General features: G+C 59.4%; 22 protein-coding genes. 13 read left to right on the top strand and 9 right to left on the bottom strand.

What is annotated here, in order from left to right; genetic code table 11:
- Window positions 1-9: 9 nt before the first annotated feature.
- The 4 genes from JJQ76_RS05060 to JJQ76_RS05045 form a co-directional block, all read right to left on the bottom strand.
- Window positions 10-756, bottom strand: coding sequence for a substrate-binding periplasmic protein (locus JJQ76_RS05060; RefSeq protein WP_210395635.1), 747 nt, complete (start codon window positions 754-756; stop codon window positions 10-12).
- A gap of 92 nt (window positions 757-848) precedes the next feature.
- Window positions 849-2,390: a methyl-accepting chemotaxis protein gene (locus JJQ76_RS05055; RefSeq protein WP_210395634.1), complete on the bottom strand. Its 1,542-nt coding sequence runs from the start codon at window positions 2,388-2,390 to the stop codon at window positions 849-851.
- A 207-nt stretch (window positions 2,391-2,597) separates the two neighbouring features.
- Entirely contained in the window at window positions 2,598-2,792 is a 195-nt protein-coding gene (locus tag JJQ76_RS05050) for a hypothetical protein (protein WP_210395633.1), read from the bottom strand.
- Window positions 2,793-2,914: 122 nt separating this feature from the next.
- Window positions 2,915-4,129 carry a GGDEF domain-containing protein gene (locus JJQ76_RS05045; RefSeq protein ID WP_210395632.1) on the bottom strand — a complete coding sequence of 405 codons (1,215 nt, stop codon included), beginning with the start codon at window positions 4,127-4,129 and terminating at the stop codon, window positions 2,915-2,917.
- A 302-nt stretch (window positions 4,130-4,431) separates the two neighbouring features.
- Between JJQ76_RS05045 and JJQ76_RS05040 the strand changes: the two genes are divergently transcribed.
- The gene (locus JJQ76_RS05040) at window positions 4,432-5,187 is read left to right on the top strand and encodes a TIGR04219 family outer membrane beta-barrel protein (RefSeq protein ID WP_210395631.1); all 756 of its coding nucleotides are present in this window, start codon (window positions 4,432-4,434) and stop codon (window positions 5,185-5,187) included.
- Entirely contained in the window at window positions 5,184-5,612 is a 429-nt protein-coding gene (locus tag JJQ76_RS05035; RefSeq protein WP_210395630.1) for a hypothetical protein, read from the top strand. The genes JJQ76_RS05040 and JJQ76_RS05035 overlap by 4 nt, the downstream gene beginning before the upstream one ends.
- Before the next feature lie 3 nt (window positions 5,613-5,615).
- Here the strand turns inward: JJQ76_RS05035 and JJQ76_RS05030 are convergent, their stop codons facing one another.
- Window positions 5,616-6,008: a thiol-disulfide oxidoreductase DCC family protein gene (locus JJQ76_RS05030; protein ID WP_210395629.1), complete on the bottom strand. Its 393-nt coding sequence runs from the start codon at window positions 6,006-6,008 to the stop codon at window positions 5,616-5,618.
- Window positions 6,009-6,098: 90 nt separating this feature from the next.
- Window positions 6,099-6,653: a glycoside hydrolase family protein gene (locus JJQ76_RS05025; protein ID WP_210395628.1), complete on the bottom strand. Its 555-nt coding sequence runs from the start codon at window positions 6,651-6,653 to the stop codon at window positions 6,099-6,101.
- 162 nt (window positions 6,654-6,815) lie between these two features.
- Between JJQ76_RS05025 and JJQ76_RS05020 the strand changes: the two genes are divergently transcribed.
- Complete coding sequence (locus JJQ76_RS05020; protein WP_210395627.1) at window positions 6,816-7,298, top strand: GNAT family N-acetyltransferase; 483 nt, start codon at window positions 6,816-6,818, stop codon at window positions 7,296-7,298.
- Here JJQ76_RS05020 and olsF read toward each other — a convergent pair.
- Window positions 7,261-9,012 carry a bifunctional ornithine lipid synthase OlsF gene (gene olsF, locus JJQ76_RS05015; protein WP_343232484.1) on the bottom strand — a complete coding sequence of 584 codons (1,752 nt, stop codon included), beginning with the start codon at window positions 9,010-9,012 and terminating at the stop codon, window positions 7,261-7,263. The two genes, JJQ76_RS05020 and olsF, sit on opposite strands and share 38 nt — an antisense overlap.
- Window positions 9,013-9,242: 230 nt before the next feature.
- Between olsF and JJQ76_RS05010 the strand changes: the two genes are divergently transcribed.
- The 4 genes from JJQ76_RS05010 to JJQ76_RS04995 all read left to right on the top strand — a co-directional run bounded on the left by JJQ76_RS05010 (window position 9,243) and on the right by JJQ76_RS04995 (window position 14,897).
- Window positions 9,243-10,427, top strand: coding sequence for a thiamine pyrophosphate-dependent dehydrogenase E1 component subunit alpha (locus JJQ76_RS05010; RefSeq protein WP_246480310.1), 1,185 nt, complete (start codon window positions 9,243-9,245; stop codon window positions 10,425-10,427).
- Window positions 10,420-11,397, top strand: a complete 978-nt coding sequence (locus tag JJQ76_RS05005; protein ID WP_210395626.1) for an alpha-ketoacid dehydrogenase subunit beta — start codon at window positions 10,420-10,422, stop codon at window positions 11,395-11,397. Before JJQ76_RS05010 ends, JJQ76_RS05005 begins: the two co-directional genes overlap by 8 nt.
- A 12-nt stretch (window positions 11,398-11,409) precedes the next feature.
- The gene (locus tag JJQ76_RS05000) at window positions 11,410-12,999 is read left to right on the top strand and encodes a dihydrolipoyllysine-residue acetyltransferase (RefSeq protein ID WP_246480308.1); all 1,590 of its coding nucleotides are present in this window, start codon (window positions 11,410-11,412) and stop codon (window positions 12,997-12,999) included.
- A gap of 62 nt (window positions 13,000-13,061) precedes the next feature.
- Entirely contained in the window at window positions 13,062-14,897 is a 1,836-nt protein-coding gene (locus JJQ76_RS04995) for a protein kinase domain-containing protein (protein WP_210395625.1), read from the top strand.
- 31 nt (window positions 14,898-14,928) lie between these two features.
- On the opposite strand, the gene JJQ76_RS04990 is transcribed toward JJQ76_RS04995, so the two are convergent.
- A complete protein-coding gene (locus tag JJQ76_RS04990; RefSeq protein ID WP_210395624.1) occupies window positions 14,929-16,956 on the bottom strand; it encodes a methyl-accepting chemotaxis protein in 2,028 nt (675 codons plus the stop codon).
- A 268-nt stretch (window positions 16,957-17,224) separates the two neighbouring features.
- On the opposite strand from JJQ76_RS04990, the gene JJQ76_RS04985 reads away from it, so the two are divergent.
- The 3 genes from JJQ76_RS04985 to JJQ76_RS04975 all read left to right on the top strand — a co-directional run bounded on the left by JJQ76_RS04985 (window position 17,225) and on the right by JJQ76_RS04975 (window position 19,379).
- Window positions 17,225-18,172 carry a DUF3014 domain-containing protein gene (locus JJQ76_RS04985; RefSeq protein WP_210395623.1) on the top strand — a complete coding sequence of 316 codons (948 nt, stop codon included), beginning with the start codon at window positions 17,225-17,227 and terminating at the stop codon, window positions 18,170-18,172.
- 99 nt (window positions 18,173-18,271) lie between these two features.
- Window positions 18,272-18,745: a thioesterase family protein gene (locus JJQ76_RS04980; protein ID WP_210395622.1), complete on the top strand. Its 474-nt coding sequence runs from the start codon at window positions 18,272-18,274 to the stop codon at window positions 18,743-18,745.
- Between the two features lie 73 nt (window positions 18,746-18,818).
- Window positions 18,819-19,379: a TetR/AcrR family transcriptional regulator gene (locus tag JJQ76_RS04975; RefSeq protein WP_210395621.1), complete on the top strand. Its 561-nt coding sequence runs from the start codon at window positions 18,819-18,821 to the stop codon at window positions 19,377-19,379.
- Here JJQ76_RS04975 and JJQ76_RS04970 read toward each other — a convergent pair.
- Entirely contained in the window at window positions 19,370-19,780 is a 411-nt protein-coding gene (locus tag JJQ76_RS04970) for a hypothetical protein (RefSeq protein ID WP_210395620.1), read from the bottom strand. The genes JJQ76_RS04975 and JJQ76_RS04970 overlap by 10 nt on opposite strands.
- A 104-nt stretch (window positions 19,781-19,884) precedes the next feature.
- On the opposite strand from JJQ76_RS04970, the gene JJQ76_RS04965 reads away from it, so the two are divergent.
- The 3 genes from JJQ76_RS04965 to JJQ76_RS04955 all read left to right on the top strand — a co-directional run bounded on the left by JJQ76_RS04965 (window position 19,885) and on the right by JJQ76_RS04955 (window position 21,960).
- Window positions 19,885-20,631: a pyridoxine 5'-phosphate synthase gene (locus JJQ76_RS04965; protein ID WP_210395619.1), complete on the top strand. Its 747-nt coding sequence runs from the start codon at window positions 19,885-19,887 to the stop codon at window positions 20,629-20,631.
- A 1-nt stretch (window position 20,632) separates the two neighbouring features.
- On the top strand, window positions 20,633-21,493 hold the full coding sequence (locus JJQ76_RS04960) for a radical SAM protein (RefSeq protein WP_210395618.1): 861 nt from the start codon (window positions 20,633-20,635) through the stop codon (window positions 21,491-21,493).
- 107 nt (window positions 21,494-21,600) lie between these two features.
- Window positions 21,601-21,960 (top strand): phasin family protein, encoded by a 360-nt coding sequence (locus tag JJQ76_RS04955; RefSeq protein WP_210395617.1) that lies wholly within the window; start codon window positions 21,601-21,603, stop codon window positions 21,958-21,960.
- The last annotated feature ends 69 nt before the right edge of the window (window positions 21,961-22,029 follow it).

Raw genomic sequence — 22,029 nt, 5'->3', positions numbered from 1 at the left:
CCTGTGCGGCTATTGATACTGACTCACGATCGCCGCCCATTTTTCGTCCGTGGGCATCTCCGCCACCACCTGACTCAAAAAGGCTTTGACCTCAGGCAGTGCTTTCATCACCAGGAAACGGCGGTTGTACTGCGTATGCGGTGTGCTGGAGAAGTGGATCTTGCTGCTCAGTCCCATCTCGGCAACCAGATAGCGCGAGGCTGAATCTGCAGCGGAGGAAAAGTCGATGCGACCAGCGGCCAGCTTTCTGAGGTTGGCATCGATATCCTGGGCGTCCTGGCGACTGATGTTGCCAGCCTCGACTGCAGCGTCGATGTCCTGATACTTGTGGCCGCGCACGCCACCAAACTTCAGCCCGTGAAGCGAGGTGATCTCGCCGTTGTACTCAATCTTGGCGCTGGCGGGCGAGAGCAGAGCGTTGCCGTCCGGGAAAAAGCCCTGAGTCCACAGATAGCTGGTTTCCTCTTTGTCCTGGAACCATGCCGGCATCACCCAGGGCACCACGCCCGCGTCATCGCTCTTGATCACTTCGTTGAGGCGTTTGCGTGGTAGTTCCTGGACCTGAAACTGGTATTTACCCGCTGATTTCTCGCTCAAATAGGTGGCAAGGTCGTAAGTCAGCCCCGCGCCTTTACCAGATACAAAGGGCGGTGACAGGTGATAGGTATACAGATTGACGGTTTGTGCCCAAGCCGTGCCGGATACTCCCAACAGCAGGATTGCTGCAAGCCGCATCAGGTTTTTTGCCATTTTCATAGTTGTGCTCTCATTGCAGAGCGGCAGCTGGTCCATGTCGCCGCATCCGTAGTACAGATTCTTTGCCGTCCCTGCAAAGAAAACTGAATTGACTAGATCTTGAATACGCCCACCAGCTGTTGCAGTCGGGCCGATAGCTGGGCCTGTTCGTCGCTGGCCTGGGCCGCATCCGTTGCCCGGCTTACGGATTGATCGACGATGTCGGCGATCTGGGTGACGCTGGCATTGATCTCCTCGCTAACGGCGCTTTGCTCCTCGGCGGCGCTGGCGATCTGCAGGTTCATGTCGTTAATCAATGTCACCGCTTCGCGAATCGACAGTAAGGCTTCACCGGCACGACCAGCATTGGTGACGCACTCGTCGGTACGGGTGCGGCTCCGCTCCATTACTGATACGGCGTCGCCAGCCCCTTTGCGCAGACGCTCGATCATCTCCTGGATTTCGTGGGTTGCGGCGGAGGTGCGTTGTGCCAGATTACGAACCTCGTCGGCGACGACAGCGAATCCTCGGCCCATTTCACCTGCACGGGCCGCCTCTATCGCTGCATTCAGGGCCAGCAGGTTGGTTTGCTCGGAGATGCCGTTGATCACCTCCAGAATCGAGCCGATATTTTCACTGTCTGCTGCCAGGGTGCGGATCACGCTGGTTGTGTTCTCCAGCTCCGAGGCCAACTGGTTGATAGAAGCGATCGTATCTTCGGCAATCTTGTGCCCGTCGCCGGTTTTGGCGTTGGCTTGCTGGGCGGCACCGGCGGCATCGTTACTATGGCGAGCCACCTCTTTGATCGTGGCCGCCATCTCAGTGGTTGCTGTGGCGACCTGCGTCATCTCCTGCTGTTGAATTCTGAGCCCGTCACTGGAGTCCTGGGTGATTCTGGCGGTGGTCTGGGCGCTGGTGGACAGTTGCTCGGACACACCGATGATGTTTCCGGTCAGTTCGCGTAACTTGCCGGTGAAACGGTTGAAGCTGCTGGCAAGCAAGCCAAACTCGTCCTTACGCGAGGCATTGAGGGATTGGGTGAGGTCGCCCTCGCCGTCGGCAATGTCCTCGACAGTGCGGATGACCGAATGCAGCGGTTCGATGATAAGGCGGCGCATGATGAGCGCGATCAGTGCGAATAGAATGATGTCCAGCAGCAGGGTTTGCACTGCCAGCTTTACCAGTTCGCGTAACAGGGCAGCATCGACGAAGCGTTGGTCGAGATAAAGCGTGACTTTGCCAGCTATCTGGCTTTCATCACCGTCTTGAAACAGCACATCCTGATTCAGTTCAAAACTGCTGGCCCTTGGAGGAGCTTCGATGGCAACGGCCTGCCAACCTTGATCACGCCCCATCGCTGCGCGTTTGTCGCCTTCGCTTTCTACCCATATTGCGGCGATGCCGTCCGCACTCATTTCTGATTCGACGATGCGATTGAGCAACGAGTCGTTAAAGTTCCACAAAGGTTCACCCAGTGATATGGACAGCCGGTTGAGGCTGGACTCTGCCGCAGTGCGCAGCTGGGCAAGCTGAGCATCACGCTGGTCCAGATAGTTGTAACTGCCGAAAGCTACCAGTACCAGAGTTACTAGGGTTACTAGTAAGAGGTTGATTTTGAAGCTTAGGCTTTGGATGGCGTTCGAAGAAGTGGGCATTGATTACTCCGGTGCGAAAATGCCGCCCCGCTCGGTGCGAACAAGAAAGATCGGGGCTCTGTTTAGGCGGCGAGTATAGGGGCCTGTATGTGTTGTAACCTTGACTAAAGTCAATAACCGACCGAATGGTCAGAAAAGAGTATGGCCTTGCTGGTGACGGGAAGCCGGGGCGTAGTTATCGCCCATTCAGCGTGGAAAACGACCCGCTCACTGCCGTAGCCGCTTGGTCAGCGCCGCTACCTGTCCGTTGGCGGTTTTGTGGCTGGTGCGATTGATCTGCTCGGTGATGGCACGAGTCAGATTCGATAGCCGTGCGGGCTGTTGACGGCCACACCCGGATGGCACCGTCGACGCCTCCGGATGTGGCCGGCTAGCCCCTGTATCGAGGGTATCAGTGGGCATGGTGCGCTGATCTCTCGCTCCGTGGCTTGCCAGCGCGATGCGGTCCGTCCGTGGCAAACCGGGAATGCTGATGAACGAATCGCTTACCCCGAGCTGGGCTTGTCGCGGGTCAACAGTGAGGTTTAGGCATCGTCCGGCAGGCAGCAGGCTTCGCTGCGATTGCGGCCGCTGTGTTTGGCGCGGTAGAGGGCGCCGTCGGCGGCCTCTACCAACTGTGCCGAGGAGTGTCCCGCTTGGGGTAACAGGGTGCAGTAGCCGATACTGGCGGTGATGTGACTGGCGATGGGGCTGTTGAGGTGGGGTATGTTGAGTGCCTCGATGGCGGCTCCGAGTCGGTCTATCTGCGCTTCTGCGCCCGCGGTGTTGGGCAGTATCAGGGCGAACTCTTCGCCCCCGTAGCGGGCGGCAACATCCGCAGGGCGCTGACAAAAGTACTCGAGCGCCGAGGCGACCTGTTGCAGGCAGTGGTCGCCTTGCTGATGGCCGTAATGGTCGTTGTAAAGCTTGAAGTAGTCGATATCGACCATCACCAGCGTCAGCGGTGTCTGTTCTCGCTGGGCCCGCTGCCATTCGGCTGCGAGCTGCTGATCGAAGTAACGCCGGTTGGGAATGCCTGTCAGCCCGTCGGTGAGGCTGAGGCGATCCAGTAACTGATTAGTCCGGTAGATGGTGCGTAGGTGACGCACCCTCTGGCGTTCATATCGGTAGAGGGTCAGCAGCAGCAAACCGGCCAGCAGCACGCAACCTGCAATCAGACTGAACTGCAGCTGGCGAAAACGGTTCAGCTCGGCGTTGACCTGTTTTTTTAGCTCCGTGGCGACGCCGTCCGCCTGGGTTGAAAACTGTCTGAAGGTGGTGTCGAACTGGCGGTCGATGGGTGAGCCGGGGGCGTCGCTTCCCAGTGCCTGGTAGCGCTGCCGGGTGATCGCTTCGATGCGACCCAGTGAGCTTTGCAGGTTCTCGACCTGCCGGCGCAGAAGCGGGTCGCTGAGGGGCAGATAGAGGCCGTCACGATACTCACCCCCCTGCAGCATCAGCTTGGCATAGGTGCGCGCTGCATGCAGGTGCCCTTCAACGGTAGCGAACTCTTCACTGTCATCACCGCTCAGTATCTCTTCGAGCCACAGGTGGGCGAGAGTGGTTTCTATGCGCAGGCTTTGGGCCGCGCCGATCAGGGGCGCATACTGCGCAGTCATATGGTGACCCAGACGAAAGCTGTATCCGATCACCAGCAGCAGTACCACGGTGGCTACTCCGACCAGCGAAAAAATACGCCAGGGGAAGCGCACCCGCTCTGGCGGCTGAGAAGGGGGTTGCCGATAGGACTGGTTATCCATGAGGAACTGAGTTCCTTGCCGCCGGGCGGCGGGAGTTGTGGGTAAAAATATGTTGCCACATGGCAGAAACGGCTCGCTGATCTGTTATCGAGACAGAGGTTCCGACAGTATAGTGCCCATGCCTCCATCTGGTCGGCGCGCTAAAGGTTTGCCCCGGATCATGTTTTGGCAGTTTTAACCGCAGTGCGGGGGTGGGCAGCAGAGCACGGCGGGGGTACTCTTGGCCAAGGCGGTCACTCTGGCTCGGGACGCGCTACCAGGGTGGAGCCCTGCTTTTCAGGACAGCGATAAAGGATATGACGATGAAACTGAAGAATTGGCTAGGCATCAGCGCACTGGCTACCTTGGGTGTGGCGGCGCCGGTTCAGGCGGACACGGTGTTGGGACTGACCGCCGGCGCGCAGGTGTGGGACATGGACGGTAAAGGTGGTATCGGTACGGCCGGACAACCGCAGAGCGGCGATCTCGATTTTGCCAAGGATAAACAGAATGTTTATTACGTGGCGCTGGAGCATCCGATTCCGCTGATTCCCAATATCAAGCTTAAGCACACCGATCTCGAAAGTCGCGGCACGGGTAGCGTTAACTTTACCTTCGAGGGCTCGACCTTTACCGGTGATGTGACCACTGATGTCGATTTTAGCCACAACGATATTATTCTTTACTACGAACTGTTGGATAACGTGGTCAGTCTGGATCTGGGACTGAACGTGATGCAGATGGACGGCTTCGTGACCGTGACTGAAGATGCCAACCCCGCCAATAGAGAGCGGGTAGACTTTGATGGCTATCTGCCGACGCTCTACATAGCCGCACAGGCAGAGCTGCCGTTAACGGGACTCAGTATTGGCGGTGAGTTCAGTGGTCTGGCAGTTGGCGACAGCAGCTTCTACGATTACCAGGTACAGATTCAGTACAATGTGATCGATAATATGGCCATCGACGTGGGTATCCAGTTGGGCTACCGGGAGACGCGGCTTGAACTGGATGATGTCGATAACCTAGATACCGACCTGACCTTTTCAGGTCCTTATGCAGGCCTACAGGTGCACTTTTGAAAACCTATCTTATTGCTCTGACCGCCGCGCTCAGCTTCACTGCTGAGGCGGCTTCACTGACGGTGAAAACCACGGACGCTCAGGTGGCAGAGGGCGCAACGTTCGCCTTTGGCTGTTTTCGAGGGGCCGATCTCCATCTGCGCTTCGAAAAGGTACCCCATGAGCATCAGATTCCGGAGCGTGCCGAGCTGGAAGTCAGCGCCGGCAACCAGTCGCAACTGCTGCCGGTGACCTTGCGTGCTTTCAAGCTCGGACCGGTGCAGGATGTGGGGGTAACCCTGTCGGCAACACCGGTGCTGGACCTGATTCGCACCTCGCAAGATGGTGTCTCTGTGCGTTTGCCCGGGTTGGCAGTGCCGGTATCCGCTCACTTTGATGTCGATGCTACCGCGCGTTTGCGGACGGCGGCGCAGCGCTGTAAATAGCCGCTAGGGCAAACGGCCACTGCGACGCAAGCGGCGGCGCACCATGCTGTGATAGAGGCTGGCAAGCAGCGGGCGCAGCAGCGGCAGGCTGATCAGCCACGCCAGCGGGCGCAGGCGCGGGACGCGTCGCATCAACAGAATGTAGGCGTTCAGCTCGGCGTGAATGTGGCCGTTGGCATCCATCAGGTGCAGCTCCGTCAGCGCCCGTTGCGGGTCGATGCCGTGCTGGCGTAGCCATTGCTCCTGGCCGGTAATATCGAACCACTCCACCTCTCGCCCGGCTTCGCCGGCCCAGGCTTGATAGCGTTTGCGATCGCGGCGGCAGCCGGGGCAGGCACCGTCGTAGAAGACGGTCAGCTTTCCCGGCACTGCGGGCGAACCCGACGTCTGCGGCATGATCGTTTCCCGTTTCCCGTTTCAGCTGTTTGCCGGCGTGCCGCCGCGGCGATGCACGACCGGTGCCGTGGTTTGTCTGGAACTTGTGACTCAGGCCCGACAGGCGCCGTCAAACAGAGCCCGGGTGGCGGCGTTGCGTTGATCGCCGATGCCGCGCCGGCTGCATTCAGCGGCACAGGTCTGCCAGTCCTGCTGCTTGGCCGCACGCATCAGCTTGGGGAATTTCCGCGTTAGCCCGCCGACACCCAAATTGAAGGCCATATCCAGCAGCGCCTGCTGTGCCCCTTCCGGAAACTGCTCAAAACCGGGAAGATGACGGCTGAGGCCGGCCATGAATTCATCAACTCGCTGGTCGAGCACCTTGTCGATTTCGTCGTCCGGCAGTATCAGCTCGGTGGCGGATCGGTAACGCGAGGCCACCATCGCCGGGGGTTCCGCCATGACGCGCGCATACTCGGCATCGATCTCTTCGCCTGACGCGGGCTGGCGGTTATCGCGGTGAACCAGCGGCAGGGTGCGGGCATAGGCGGCATCAGGTACCAGTTGCCCTACGCCGATGGTGGCGTTGCCGCGGGTGTCCTGGTAGAGATGATTGATCACCCCTTCATGGGTGCGAATATCCTGTTTAAGCTGTTCCCGGTTCATAATGGCCTCCCAGAGGTCTCCTGTCCGGTTTGAGTGTAGTGTCAGCGGGGTGCCCTCGGCAGGCAAAGGCCAAACGGGCGTTGGGCTTGAGTGGGTGCCGCTGCGGCGCTGAGCGCAGCGATCTGGCGGCGTGATCCGGTTTTTCATAAGGGGATATAGACAATGTCGGTGACCATCGTGAATGCGGATTACGAGCGGCCGGATCACGCTGATGCCATCGTGGCTCTGCTTGATGCCTACGCCCTGGATCCAATGGGCGGCGGCAAAGCGTTGTCGCAAAGGGTGCGGGATAGAGTAGTAGCTGCGCTGGCGCAGCAGCCGGGGGCGTTCAGCCTGCTGGCTTATGTTGACCAGCAGCCGGCAGGACTGGCGAACTGCTTTCAGGGATTCTCCACCTTTGCCTGCCAGCCGCTGATCAACCTGCATGACCTGGCGGTTCTGCCCGCTTATCGCCGACGAGGGCTCGCGCAGGCGCTGTTGCAGCAGGTCGAGGAAATCGCCCGGCAACGGGGGTGCTGCAAGGTAACGCTGGAGGTGCTGTCCGGCAACCAGGCGGCGCGGCAGGCTTATGCTGAAGCCGGATTTGCCGCCTATGAGCTGGATCCGCTCATGGGGCAGGCGCTGTTTCTGGAGAAGCCGTTGTAGGCAGCTCGCCCAGATATCGTTGCCGTTTGTGCGCTTTTACCCGCTCCAGATCCACCAGCACCAGGCCGTCAACGCAGAAGCCGAAGTCGGCATCGACACCGAAATCAAGAAAACGAACGCCGCCCTCTTCGCACAGTTCGCTGTACTGTTTGTAGAGGGTCGGCACTGCGACGCCCAGATGGTGCAGCTGCTGGCGCAGGGTTTTGAAATCGGCTTCATAATCGTCACCGCTAAACAGCGGTATGATCAGTTCCAGATTGGCGTCATCGTGCTGGTAAGGCGTGAAGGAGCGCGCCAACCGCTCGCGGTCGGGAAAGTAAAGCCGGTAAAAATAGACCAGCAGGTCACGGGCCAGCTGCGGGTATTGGGCCGACAGGCTGACCGGGCCAAACATGTAGCGCACCTGGGGGTTGGCGCGTAGATAGGCGCCGATGCCGTACCACAGGTAGTCCAGACTGCGGCGGCCCCAGTAGCGGGGTTGCACGAAACTGCGGCCGAGTTCGATCCCCTGTTCAAAAAAGGGGACCATGTCGCGACTGTAATCGAACAGCTCTGCGCTGTAGAGCCAGCGTTTGTTGGGGCCGTCCAGCAGTTGCCAGGATTCGCCGATGCGGTAGGCGCCGGCAATCTCCAGATCCTCGTCGTCCCAGAGGATCAGATGGCGGTAGTGGCGGTCGTAACGATCCAGGTCGCTTTTCTGCCCGGTCCCTTCACCCACCTGGCGGAACGCCTCCTCTCGCAATCGCCCCAGTTCGCGCATTACTGCGGAGTCTTCGCGGTAGTCAAACAACAGAATCTGCTTGCCGTCGCTGGTTTCTCCCAAGCGCTGGGCCAGCTTCAGCTCAGCCCGCAACCGTTGGCGGTTTTGCGGGTGGGCAATGGTTTTTTCGGTCTTTATCAGTGGTTTTTTGCCACGGGCGATGCGGTAGAGATGACGCCGCACCAGCTTGTTCTTCTCTTTAGTTCCCAGCGGCATCCGGTCAAGTTCGCTGACCGCAATGGGTTGTCCGACTCGGATCGGAATCTGGCGGTTGCGCTGGCTGAACATTTCGTGGGCCAGCAGCAGCGACGCCAGCGGGCGGTAGAGGGTCGAACTGGTGTAAAACAGCCAGGAGTTGCGGCCACCCACGTGAATCGGCAGCAACGGCGAATTGTTCTTGTGGGCAATTTTCAGATAGCTGCTGTTCCAGGCCCGGTCGCGGATACCGGCTGGTGACAGTCGCGACACTTCTCCAGCCGGAAAGATAATCACCGCTTCTTCACGCTGCAGACAGGCGCTGATCGCTTTCAGCTGCGCACGCGGTGTGCGCCGTTTGAGGTTGTCGACCGGCAGAAACAGATTCTGCAACTGATCAAACCCCATCAACAGCTCGTTGGCAACGATCCGCACATCCGCGCGAATCTCGCCGATCAGACGCAGCAACGCCAGACCGTCGAGCGCTCCCAGCGGGTGGTTGGCGATGATCAGCACGCGGCCGGTGGCGGGAATGTTACGCCGGTCGACCTGACTGGCCTGATAGGTGAAATTGAAATGCTCCAGCACCCGGTCAATGAAATCGAAGCCGTGACAGTCCTCGTGCTGGCGCAGGAACCGATTGACCTCCCGCTCATGAAACAGCTTTCGCAGCAGCCCCAGCGTCGGGCGGGTAATCAACGGACTGCGGGCCATGAAATCCGGGGCTTTGTCAGCCACCATCTGCTCAACCTGAATCACGCTTAAACTCCAGCGGTTGCTTGGCAATCGCGCCCAGATTAAGGAGTTTTGATGACGGTTTGGTGCCAGCAAGATGGCAATACGGTGACGGCGGTCGGCGGGATTGGTAGTTTACGTTTACGTAAAGGTGCGGTATAACATCCGCTGCTCTACCGGGCAGCAACTATATTAACAGTGCGCCTCCACAAGAGGCATCAGCACAACATTCTAATAAAAAGAATGAGGTAGCTATGAGTACCGCAACAAGAGAGCGGGCTGTGCATCAGCTCGAGTTCATGCGTGGCGACGAGCTTCAGATTCCCACCTACAAGGTGGTAAAGCAGGACGGCACCCCGTACAAGGGCGCCCAAGTGCCGGATCTGGATCAGGCGCTCGCGCTGAAAATCTACCGTTCCATGGCCCGTACCCGTGTGCTCGATGAGCGCATGCTGGCAGCGCAGCGTCAGGGACGCCTCAGTTTCTACATGCAGTCAACCGGTGAAGAAGCGACCACCGTCGGTTTTGCTGCCGCCCTTGAAGACGACGACATGATCATGGCGCAGTACCGTGAGCAGGGTGCGCTGGTGTTCCGTGGTTTCACCCTCGACGAGTTCATGAATCAGCTGTTCAGTAACGAACAGGATTACGGCAAGGGTCGGCAGATGCCGATTCACTACGGCTCCCGCCAGCTGCATTACATGACTATTTCGTCCCCCTTGGCGACCCAGATCCCCCAAGCGACCGGCTACGCCTACGGCCAGAAACTGGCCGGCGACAAGCGCTGCACCGTGACTGTGTTTGGTGAGGGCGCGGCATCTGAAGGCGATTTTCATGCCGCCCTCAACATGGCGTCGGTGCTCAAGGTTCCGGTTATTTTTCTCTGTCGCAACAATGGCTATGCCATCTCCACCCCGTCGAGCGAACAGTTTGCCGCTGATGGCATCGCGCCGCGGGCGCTGGGCTATCGCATGCACGCGATTCGGGTTGACGGCAATGACGTGCTGGCGGTGTACGCTGCCATGCAAGAGGCGCGGCGCCTGGCAGTCGAAGAGAACGAGCCGGTGTTGATCGAGGCGATGAGCTATCGGCTGGCCGCGCATTCGTCGTCCGATGACCCTTCGGGTTATCGCAGCAAGAAAGAGGAGGAAAAGTGGCGCGAAAAGGACCCGTTAGTGCGTTTCAAGAACTGGCTGCTGAAGAGAAAGTGGTGGAGCGAGGAGGAAGATAGCGCCCTGTTTGAGCGCGAGCGCCAAGCGGTGCTGGAGGCGCTGAAGGCCGCCGAGCATCGTCCGGCACCGATGGTGGACGAGATGATCACCGACGTCTATGACCAGCCGACAGCCCATCTGACCGAGCAGTTGGAACAACTCAAAGCGCATATCCGTCGTTACCCGGATGCCTACCCCAAGACATCAGGGAGGATCGACCATGGCTAAAATGAATCTACTTCAAGCGGTCAACAACGCCCTTGATATCGCCATGGCGGCAGACGACAAAGTGATCTGCTTTGGCGAGGATGTGGGCAGCTTTGGCGGGGTGTTTCGTGCCACCAGTCACCTGCAGGAGAAATACGGTCGTGATCGCTGTTTCAACACCCCGCTGGTGGAGCAGGGGATTATCGGCTTTGCCAATGGCCTGGCGGCTCAGGGCTCCAGGGCGGTAGCGGAGATTCAGTTTGCCGACTACATATTTCCTGCCTTTGACCAGATCGTGAACGAGTCGGCCAAGTTCCGTTATCGCTCCGGGAACCTGTTCGATGTCGGTGGCCTGACGATTCGAACCCCCTACGGTGGCGGTATCGCCGGTGGTCATTACCATTCCCAGTCGCCGGAAGCCTATTTTGCCCATACTCCGGGGCTCAAGGTGGTGGTGCCGCGCAATCCCCATCAGGCCAAGGGGTTGCTGCTGGCGTCGATCCGTGACCCCAACCCGGTGGTGTTCTTTGAACCCAAGCGGATCTACCGCGCCTCCGTTGGTGAGGTACCGGAAGAGGATTACCAGCTGCCGCTGGGGGAAGCCGAGGTGACCCGTGAAGGCAGCGACATCACTCTGCTGGCCTGGGGTGCGCAGATGGAGATCATCGAAAAAGCCGCGGAGATGGCGGACAAGGATGGCGTTTCCTGCGAGCTGATCGACCTGCGTACCATTCTGCCCTGGGACGTGGATACGGTGGCTGCGTCGGTGCAGAAGACCGGTCGCCTGCTGATCTCTCACGAAGCACCGTTAACCGGTGGCTTTGCCGGTGAAATCGCCGCGGCCATTCAGGAGCGTTGTTTCCTCTATCTGGAATCGCCCATTGCCCGGGTGTGCGGCCTTGATACTCCCTATCCGCTTGCGCTGGAGAAGGAGTACATGGCTGACCACCTCAAGGTTTACGAAGCGATTAAAGCCAGTGTGCAGTTTTAGGGGGACGCAACGATGATCAGAGATTTTATTCTGCCGGATATTGGCGAAGGGATCGTCGAGTGCGAGCTGGTCGAATGGCTGATCGCTGAGGGCGAGCAGATTGACGAAGACCAGCCGGTTGCTGACGTAATGACCGACAAGGCGCTGGTGCAGATACCCGCGCCGTTCGCAGGCAGGGTCACCAAGCTTTATTACCGGCAGGGTGACACCGCTAAGGTGCATGCTCCGCTGTTTGCGGTGGAAACCGATGCGGCAGGCGCTGACGAGCCGACGCACAGACCGGACACCGACCGCAGAGTCACGGCCGCAGAGACGCCGCAAGCTGAGCCTGTGGCGACCGCGGCGACAGGGCACGCGGATGAGGATTTTATTCTGCCGGATATTGGCGAAGGGATCGTCGAGTGCGAGGTGGTCGAGTGGCTGGTCGCTGAGGGCGATCGCATCAGCGAGGATCAGCCGCTGGTGGAGCTGATGACCGATAAGGCGGTGGTGCAGATCCCGGCGCATAATAACGGCGTTATCACCAAGCTGTATCACGCCCAGGGCGAGATCGCCAAGGTGCATGCGCCGCTGTTTGCGCTGCGCCCCGATGACGCTGCGGCAACCGCCCCGCAGGCCACTCCGGCTGCGGCCAAGGCCACTCCCGCGGCGAGTTCCGGTGTGTGTTCGGCAACGGTTACCAGCGGTCGCAACGGCAAGGCGCTGGCCAGTCCCGCGGTGCGTCGCATTGCCCGTGAACACCAGATCGATATCGCTGCGGTGCCTGGTTCCGGTCGCGACGGTCGGGTGCTGAAGGAGGATATTCTGCGCTTTGTCGGTGAGCTGCCGGGCAAAGAGGAGAGCGCGGCAACGGTGCCGGCGCAATCGGCTGCTAGCAAACCAGCCGCGGCAGATGCTGAGATTCGGGTGGAGCCGATTAAGGGGATCAAGGCGGCGATGGCCCGGCAGATGGTGCTGTCTACCTCTACCATTCCGCACTTTACCTACGGTGACGAGGTGGACGTAACCGCGTTACTGGCCCTACGGCAGCAGCTGAAACCCAAAGCGGAAGCGCAAGGGGTGCGGTTGACCCTGATGCCGTTCATCATGAAGGCGCTGGCGTTGGCGGTGCAGCAGTTCCCGATTCTTAATAGTCGGGTCAACGACGATTGCACCGAGATCCATTACCTGCCTCACTGCAACATCGGCATGGCGGTGGACAGCAAGATCGGTCTGTTGGTGCCTAACATCAAGCGGGTGGAGACCCTCAGCGTGCTGGAGATAGCGGCAGAAGTGCAGCGTATCACCGAAGCGGCGCGCAGCGGGCGGGTGGCGCAGGAGGATCTGAGCGGTGGAACCATCAGTATCTCTAACATCGGTGCGCTGGGTGGCACCTACTCGGTGCCGGTAATCAATGCACCGGAGGTGGCGATCGTGGCGTTGGGTAAAACCCAGCAGCTGCCGCGCTTTGATGAAAGTGGCCAGGTGGTGGCGCGCTCGATCATGAATATCAGTTGGTCGGGCGATCACCGGGTGATCGATGGCGGTACCATCGCACGCTTCAGTGGCCTGTGGCAGTCCTATCTGGAGGACCCGGCATCCATGCTGCTGGATCTGGCCTGATGAGGTAGCATCGTCAGCGAGGGCTTCGGCCCTCGTTCCCCTTTGTTGGTGCTGAGGTGTTGATGGACAAGCCTAACCTGCAGCAGTTTTACATTCCCGAAGAGCAGTCGATCTACCTGCTCAGCCATGACGACGCCCAGAAGCTGAAGAACTGGGTCTGTCTATGCCAGGAGCAGCTGGAGCAGCTCGGGTATTCTCGCATCGAGATGATCGGCAAGGGGGCGTTCGGATTCGTGTTCGGCGGTGTCAGTCCGGGCGGCCGCGAGTATGTGTTCAAGTTCTCCCGTATCACCCTGCCGCAGCATGTGCAGGATCGCCTGGAAGAGGAGGCGTTCATGCTGGGGCAGGTGGATCACGCCCGGGTGCCGCGGTTGGTGCAGTTTCAGCGTATTCGGCGGCAGGCCATTCTGGTGATGGAGCGCGCGCGCGGGCTGGATCTTGAGCTGCTGTCGCTGCGAGAGGGGCCGTTGTCGCCACGGTCGATTGTGCATATTGCCGATCAGCTGGCAACGATTCTGCGGGCGTTGCGCGGGGACAGCGTCAAAGCGCGCCGGCCGCTGGTGCACGGTGATATCAAACCCTCCAATGTGGTGTTTGACCCCGCCAGTGAAGAGATTGCGTTGATCGACTGGGGTTCGTCGGTATTCGCGCAGCTCGATGAAAACGGCCAGCCTATCGCCAGCAGCGTGATGGAGCTGATGTCCGGTGACCTGCAGAACACCAACGCCCGTCTGGGCGACGTCTATTTTATCGGTCAGGAACAGCTTAATGGCGCCCTGTCGTCTCCACGCTTTGACGAGCAGGGTGCGGCGGGAACCCTCTACGCCTTGGCTTCTGGCCAGTCCTGCCGCTTTGGCTACCGGGCTATTCCGCCTACCTCGTTGGGATTGCCGCAGGAGTTCGCCCGCGTGCTTGCGGGTATGCTTGACCCGGAACCGGAAACCCGGGCACGGGCCGGCGATTATTTCCTGCGCAATATGCCGCTGATGGCCCGCACCCTGATGATCGACCTGCCCCGCCAGCCAGCCACCGGGCTGATACCGGCCTGGGTGCACAAGCGTGATCGCGAGATCGACACCGTGGTCTACAGCTCGCGCAAGGCGTTCCTCAAGGAGGAGGGGGTGGCCGAGGTGATGCAGGATATCGATGATGTGCAGTTCGACCGTTACTACAAGAATTTCTTGCAGGGCATGGGCGACACCGAGAAAGCATTTCTGGCGGCCGTGGGGCGTCTCGGCAAGTACCCCGTGGTGGGTGGGCTGGCGGTGCGCTGGGAGCAGGAGGGGGTGTCGATCGACTCCTGCCTGAACCTGCACGACGAGCGTTACCGTGAGTCCTTTGTGCAGGCCATCAACAATATGGTCAACCTGGCCCGGGCGATCTACCGTCAGGGGGTATTCAAGAGCTGTTTGTTCGATGCCCGGCGCACACTGCATATCGAACGTCGCGATGTCAGTCAGCCCTTTGTACCCGGGAGTGAGCTGGCGATTCCCTACGAGGTGGTGGCTGTACCGGAGCTGGAGGATGGTAGCCGGGTGCACTCCTACTTTGAGGATGGGCGTGACCCGGAGGAAAATCTGGAGCTACCGCCATCGATCATGGGCTTGATCGAACAGCTCAACGGCATCTACCACACCGGGCTGATCATCTTCGAAAGCCTGGAAACCCACTTGAAAATCCATAGCTACTTCAAACTACTCGACCCTTCGCAGGAGGCAGAGTTCAGGCGCTGCCTGCAGGGGGTGCTGGCAGCGGTGCCGGAGATTAACGGTCTTGGTATCTCCGGCTTCATGAAAATGCCTTACAAGGACACCCGCCGGTTCAGTCATATCGACCAGTTGCCGGAACGGTTTTATCCTCGCGATCCGCGCCGGCAGGCGACTGCGGAAACAGCCTGAGCCGCCGGCCGCAGTTTCTGCATCGCGCAGGCTAGCGGAAGACTGCCAGCTGTTGATGGAGCTGGCTGGCGAGCTGTGAGAGCTGCTCGGCATCCCGTTCCGATTGCTCCGAGTTGGCCAGTGTGTCATCCGCTTTGTGGCGCACGGTGGTGAGGGTCTGGGCCACTTCGCTGGCCACCGCGGATTGCTGTTCGGCGGCGGTGGCGATGCGGGTCGACATATCGGCGATGCCGGATACGCTGTCGGTGATGGACTGCAGGGATTGCCCCGCCTGCCCGACCTTCTCGACCGTCACCTTGACCTTCTCCCGGCTCTGCTGCATTCGGGTGACCGCAGTATGGGTGCTGTTGCCCAGACGCACGACGGTGTTTTCGATCTCCTGAGTGGATTTCTGGGTGCGCTGCGCCAGTTGACGAACCTCGTCGGCGACCACGGCAAAGCCACGCCCCTGGTCACCGGCGCGAGCGGCTTCGATGGCCGCGTTGAGCGCCAGCAGATTGGTTTGTTCGGCAATATCGTTGATCACCTTGATCACCGACTGGATCGACTCACTGTCGCTGTTGACCGCTTCGATCGCATCGGCAGATTCAAGAATCTGGGCGTTCAGGGTTTCGATTTCGGCGATCACCTCTTCCACCAGGCGGGCGCCGTTGCGGGTATCCTGATCCACCGAGGCGGCGTTGCCGGCGGCTTCCTGGGCGCTGCGCGCCACCTCCTCGACGGTGGCCGACATCTCTTCGATGGCGGTGGCGATCTGATCGGTATGCGCCTGCAGATCCCTGGCGGCGCTACCACTTGACGAGGCGGAGTCGTGCATCCGCTCGGTGGCCTGATCCAGTTCTGCCACTGAGGCCCGGAAGCGGTCGATCAGTTGGCGGATGTTGGCAGCCATATCCTGCACTCCGGCCGCCATCTGGTGGACCTCGTTGGCTGAATCGGCCTCGGCATGGTCAACCCTGATGCTGATTTCGCCGTCACCGACCCGATTGAGCTGGCCTACCAGCGTCTTCAGCGGCGACAGGGTGCGTTTGAGCAACAAGCCCAATAGCACCGCGGTGGCCAGGGCACCCAGCGCGGAGATGGCACTGATCAGCATCACCACGTCGCTGGATTCCTTCTGATATTCGCGTATGAAGGAGCCCCCTGCGATCACCATGTTCCACTGTGGGGCTCGGTGGAAGAACACGTTCTTCAGTGCCGGCTTGCCGTTGGCATCGTTCCAAAGGTAGGTAAAGCGACCATCATCGTTAGCCAGCAGCTGGGCGAATGGCTGCTCACCGTCGGGGGTGCTGATCTCCAGGATGTTGACCTCCTGTCCCAGGGTAGGGTGATAGAAGAACTGCCCTTTATTGCCGCTGTCGGCACGCACCACGTAGAGGTAGCCGGTATCGCCAAAACTGATGTCAGCCAGCCCGTCCAGTAGCAGCCCCATGGCGTCGGTAATGTCGAAACCGACAAACAGTGCGCCGATAATCTCGCCCTTGTGCTCGATCGGGTCATAGACGGTCATGTAGTAGCGACCAAACAGCCGAGCCCAGCCAGTGTATGATTCGCCGTTCATCAGTTTTTCATAGCCGGGGTGTTGCTGGCCGAGGAAGGTGCCGAAGGCGCGCGAGCCATCATCTTTGGTCAGGCTGGTGCTGATACGCAAAAAGTCATCATCGACGCGAGCAAATACCGTTGCTACCGCACCGGTACGGCTTTTGAACACGTCAGGGATGCTGAAGTTGCTGTTGAGGTGGGCACCCAGAGTCGACAGAATCGGTGTCTGGTGACCATTGACCTCGACCGTACGGCTCTGTTTCTGAATGCCGTTGGGGAACATCTTGGCAAAGGACTCAGCCAGTGATTTGGCCTGGACCGCGTAAGCGTTGAACTGCTGCTCCATCAGGTCCCTGATGATCAGCACTTGCTTGTCCACTTCTGTTTCCGCTTTGTCGAGCAAGATGGTGGACATCTGCCGGTAGGTGGCGACACCGGTGGCGGTGAACACCAGCAGGATAAGAACGAGCGACACCAGACTGATCTGGCGCACGATGCTGATGGTGCGAATGCGCATCTGACAACCCCTTTGATTTTATTGTTGGTTTTGGGTGGTACGTGGGTGTAGACGGTCAATGTATACCGACTAAAGTATGACGCCAAGAGGCACTATCCTGAGGCTGACGACTTTTCGTGGTCCGGCTGACCTATATCATGATCCGGGCTCGTGGTGACTGAGTGCCGGGTGTGGGCAATCATCGGCTCAGGGCGCTTTTTGCTGTTCAGTGGAACTCGCTCTGATCTAAGCTTACCAACGTCTAATCAAAGGTATCGGAGCACATCAGTTGAACGGGTGGCCGCAACGCAGTATTGATCGAACTTCCTCTTGTCAGGTGCAGCACGGCGCTGGTCTGCTGCGCGGATTGGTGGCGCTGGCCGCGGTCGGCATGGTCGCCGCTGTAGGTTACCTGTTGCTACAGCCGGGGGCTCTACCGTCTGGACTTACACTCTCACCGACGCCCGTGAACTCCGATCCCCTGCCTGCAGACTCGCCTCCGGCTGCTGACCCTGTGCTGACGCAGGAGCGATTACAGCTGGTAGCCCCGCCGGAGCAGGTTGAGTCGCCGCCCGATGCTCTGGACAGTCCGCCTCTGGCGGATGAGCGTGCGACCGAGGCTGCCGTCGTGGCACCCAAGCCGTCCCTGCCTACGCTCGACGACAGCGATGCGCTGTTTCGTGACGGGCTGTTGGGCCTAGATCCCAGTAACGCGCTGGCCGACCTGCTGATCGACGCAGAATTGATCCGTAAGTTTGTGGTGGTCGTGGACAACATGGCGGAGGGGCGGATTCCGCGTAAACACAGCCTGTTGCGTGGGCCTAAAGAGGGCTTCAAGGCCTCGGAAACCGCTAGCGGACTGTGGCTCGATGGCTATAACTTCGGGCGCTACAGTCTGTACGTGGGACTGGTTGAAGGCCTGCCGACGGATGCGGCGGTAGGGTTGTATCAGCGCTACTATCCGCTGATGCAACAGGCTTACGCAGAGCTCGGATACCCGCGCCGGTCGTTCCACCAGCGCCTGTTGCAGGCGCTGGATCATCTGCTCGACAGTCCCTTGAAATCGCGGGCGCTGGCGCTGGAGCAGCCGTCAGTGATGTACAAGTTTGCTGACCCGGAACTGGAACGTCTTTCTGCGGTGCACAAGCAGATGCTGCGGCTGGGGCCGGCCAATGCAGAGCTTGTTCTGGCTAGAGTGACACTATTAAGAACGGCGCTAGGTCGTTTGGATCTATAGAAAAATGCTGCGATTGCACAAATTTATTGGCAAAGGGCTTTGTCAGGGGTTAGGCTTTTCCCATCGTAACACCTAAAAACAACAACAAGAGGTGCTGCCATGGACGCTCGCGTTCCGTTCAGCGTATTCCACTGTCGGGTACTGCCGGAGTGGATCGACTACAACGGCCATATGAATGTGGCCCATTATGTGGCGGCATTTGATCAGGCCACCGATCTTTTTCTCGACAACCTCACCATCGGTGCAGAGTATGCGCGCGCTAGCTCTCATTCGGCCTTTGTGGTCGATATGAACGTTGGCTACCGACGTGAGTTGCTGGAACACGCCCCTCTCTATGTCACCACCCAACTGCTGGGATTCGATAGCAAGAAGATGCGGATCTTCCACCAGATGTTTCATCGTGACGAGGGCTATCTCGCCGCGACCAACGAGCTGTTGCTGATTCATGTCAGCATGGAAACTCGGCGCAGTAGTCCCTTCCCACCGCAGGCGCTGGCGCAGCTGAAAGAGATGGCGCGCCAGCATCGCAGCCTGGCAATGCCGGAGGGGGCGGGGCGGGTTCTCGGCCTGTGAATGCAGTTCATGACGTTTTACTTTGAGCGACTATACGTTATCGTATAGTCGCTCACCGTCCCGGACTCCGTTCATGAACATCAAATTACTGCCTGAAGACTGGATCAACGAAGCGTTCGCGATGCTGGCCGAAGGCGGCGTCGACAGCATCAAGATCGAAGTGCTGGCCAAGCGGCTGAACGTCACCAAAGGCGGATTCTACTGGCATTTCAAAAATCGCGGCGATCTGCTTGAGCGCATGCTGGAGCATTGGTGCCAGCGCCGTATCGAGACCATTCGCGGTCAGGTTGCGCGCGAGACTGATCCTGTGGCGACGCTGAACTACCTGCTGGGGCTGTACACTGATCAGACCAACCCCCGCGGCAATGCCATTGAACTGGCAGTGCGCAGCTGGGCGCGGCAGTCGGAGGCGGCCGCAGCGACCATCGCGGTTGTTGACCGTGAGCGCCTGGCGGCGGTGGCGGGGCTGTTTCGCTCGCTCGGGTGCGCAGATGCTGAGGCGGAAGCCCGGGCCTACCTTTTTTACAGCTACTGCTTTGGTCAAAGTCTTCTGGCCGTTGGCCATCAGGATGAACTGGACCAGATTCGTCTGCTCTGTGGTCGCTTGCTGGTCACCGACAGCGCTCATAAATAGCGTCGGTATTCGACCAGCGTGACCTCGCATAATCCCGGCTCGAAGCGGTAGATGTCGGTCGCTGGCTGTCCGGCAGGCCCGGCTCTGATTACATAGCTGTCGCCCTCCCGAATGGGGACGGCGATGCGCTGGTGGTATTGAGTCAGAGCGCGTCCCTGCTGAATCGCAGCGTGTCGCTGTAACGCTTCGGCTTCGTCGAGCTCGGTGTCCAGCCTGACCTCGCCATCCTTGATTTCGGTGTAGCGCAGCGGGTAGCGGATATGCTGACGCGCGTAGCCCGGTTCCTGCATAAACCGGTCGAGTTCGGTCAGCTCGTTGTAAAGCGGCGAGCAGGGGTTGGTGGCGCATCCCGTCAGCAGCGCAAGGGCGACAAGGGGGGCAATGGTTATGGTGCTCTTCATGATGTCTTCCTGAAACGGCTATGCAGAGTATAGATGCCTGTCGGTGGGTGATGCCGGCTGCGAAAGCGCCTACAATAATCCCCTTGTTTTTGAGGAGAGCTCTGATGACGGCGCTAAGTGTCAATCTCAATAAAGTTGCCTTGATGCGCAACTCCCGCCTGTCCGGTATTCCCAGCGTTACCGAGGCTGCCCGCGTGGCATTGGCGCACGGTGCCGACGGGATCACGGTTCATCCCCGTCCGGACCTCCGCCACATCCGCCCTGACGATGTGCGCGAACTGGCAGCGATGCTTGAGGTGGAGTTCAACATCGAGGGTAATCCGTTTGAGGGTGCTGTGGGAGATTATCCCGGCTTTTTGGCGCTGGTAACCGAGGTGAAACCGCAGCAGTGCACCCTGGTGCCAGATGCCCAGGACCAACTGACCTCGGATCACGGTTGGGATCTGGCCGTCGATGGCGAGCACCTGCGGCCGATTATTGCCCAGCTCAAGCAGCAGGGAATCCGGGTCAGCCTGTTTATGGATGCCGACTCACCCGATATTGAACGTGCTGCGGCTCTGGGCGCTGACCGCATTGAGCTGTACACCGAATCCTATGCCGATGATTACGGCACGACGGCGCAGGCAAGCACTTTCCAGCGCTTTGTCGATGCGGCGGCACGGGCACGGGCTGTCGGCCTGGGAGTCAACGCCGGCCATGATCTTAATCTGGACAACCTTGGACTGATGGCCACCATCGATGGGTTGGAAGAGGTGTCGATCGGCCACGCCTTGATCGCTGATGCCCTGATGATGGGTCTGGGGCCGGCAGTGGCGGCTTACAAGCAGATTCTGCGGCAGGCTCAGGGCTGAGATGACCGATATCGATGCCCAGATCCAGCTGGGCTACCAGCATCATAGCCGCCTGAGCGAGTTCGACCGACTGGTATATCCGGTGGTGTCGCGTCGCTCCCGCGGGCTGTCGCTGGGGATCAACATGAACCCGGACAAACGTTGCAACTTCGACTGTGTCTACTGCCAGGTGGAGCGAGAGGGTCGCCTTCCGCCACGGGCGCCTGATCTGACTCAGTTGGAGCAGGAACTGCGTTTCTGGCTCGAGCGCATTGCCGGCGAGGGGTTTCGCGGTTATCCGTTGCGAGATATTGCGCTAGCGGGTGATGGCGAGCCCAGCGTGGTCCGGGAGTTGCCTGCAGTGTTGTCTCTGCTGCGGCGGCTCAAGCAGGAGTTTCGTCTGCAGGGGGTGCGGCTGGTACTGTTCACCAACGGCTCAGGGTTGGAGCGTGCGGACCTGGTGGCAGAGTGGGATGGCTTCTACGCCGCCGATGGTGAGGTCTGGTTCAAGCTCGATTACTGGGATCAGGCTTCGCTGGAGGCGCTGAATCGCACCCGCTTGCGCTGCGACCGGTTGTTGGCAACACTCGACCGTTTTGCGGCTCGTTATCCGGTTACGCTGCAATCCTGTTTCTTCAACTGGGGAGATATCCCGTTTCGGGTGGAAGACTACGCCGGTTACCGGGACTGTGTGAAAGAGCGATTGAAACAGGGGTGTCGGATCACCAAAATTCAGGCTTATACGCTGGCGCGCCAGCCGACCGAAAGTGCGGCCAAAGCCTGGGGTGACGAGGAGATGCGCTGTCTGGGTGCGTTTCTGCGCCAGCAGCTGCCGGTGCCGCTGGAGCTTTATTTTGAGCGCGGAGAGGCGGCAGAAAATTAGTTTGTTGCAGTGCAACAAAAGTGTTGACAGCCGCTACTGGCATCGCTATATTCCGAACCTAGCTGTTATTGCAGTGCAACAATCAGATTACATAGAGGTGAAAGCCAATGTACGACAAAATCTTTGACGACATGAAGTCCCGCATGCAGCCGGTTCTGGATCTGGCTGAAACCAACAAGAAAGCCATGGAAAAGCTGGCTGCTGTGCAGAAAGATTCCATGACTGAAATGGTTAACGCCAGCCTGGAACAGTTCAAGGCGCTGTCTCAGGTAAAAGAGCCGCAAGCGGCCCTGGACCTGCAGATGAAGTACTACAAGGACCTTGAGTCCAAGATGGCCAACAGTGCTGAACAGAGCATTGCCGCTATCACCGAGGCGAAGGAAGCTTTCGTTGCTGCGGTTGAAGAAGCTGCCAAGAAAGCAACCGCTGAGGTTGAAGGCGCGGTAAAGAAAGCGACTGGCAAGTAACTCCCAGTTAGCGATCAGAGAATCCCCCGTGGTAGCGACCCGGGGGATTTTTTTTGCCCTGCGAACGGG

This window comes from Motiliproteus sediminis (genome assembly GCF_017912535.1).
Classification (GTDB): domain Bacteria; phylum Pseudomonadota; class Gammaproteobacteria; order Pseudomonadales; family Balneatricaceae; genus Motiliproteus; species Motiliproteus sediminis.
Note: the sequence above shows the minus strand (reverse complement) of the source record. Positions and strands in the feature narration are given on the sequence as shown.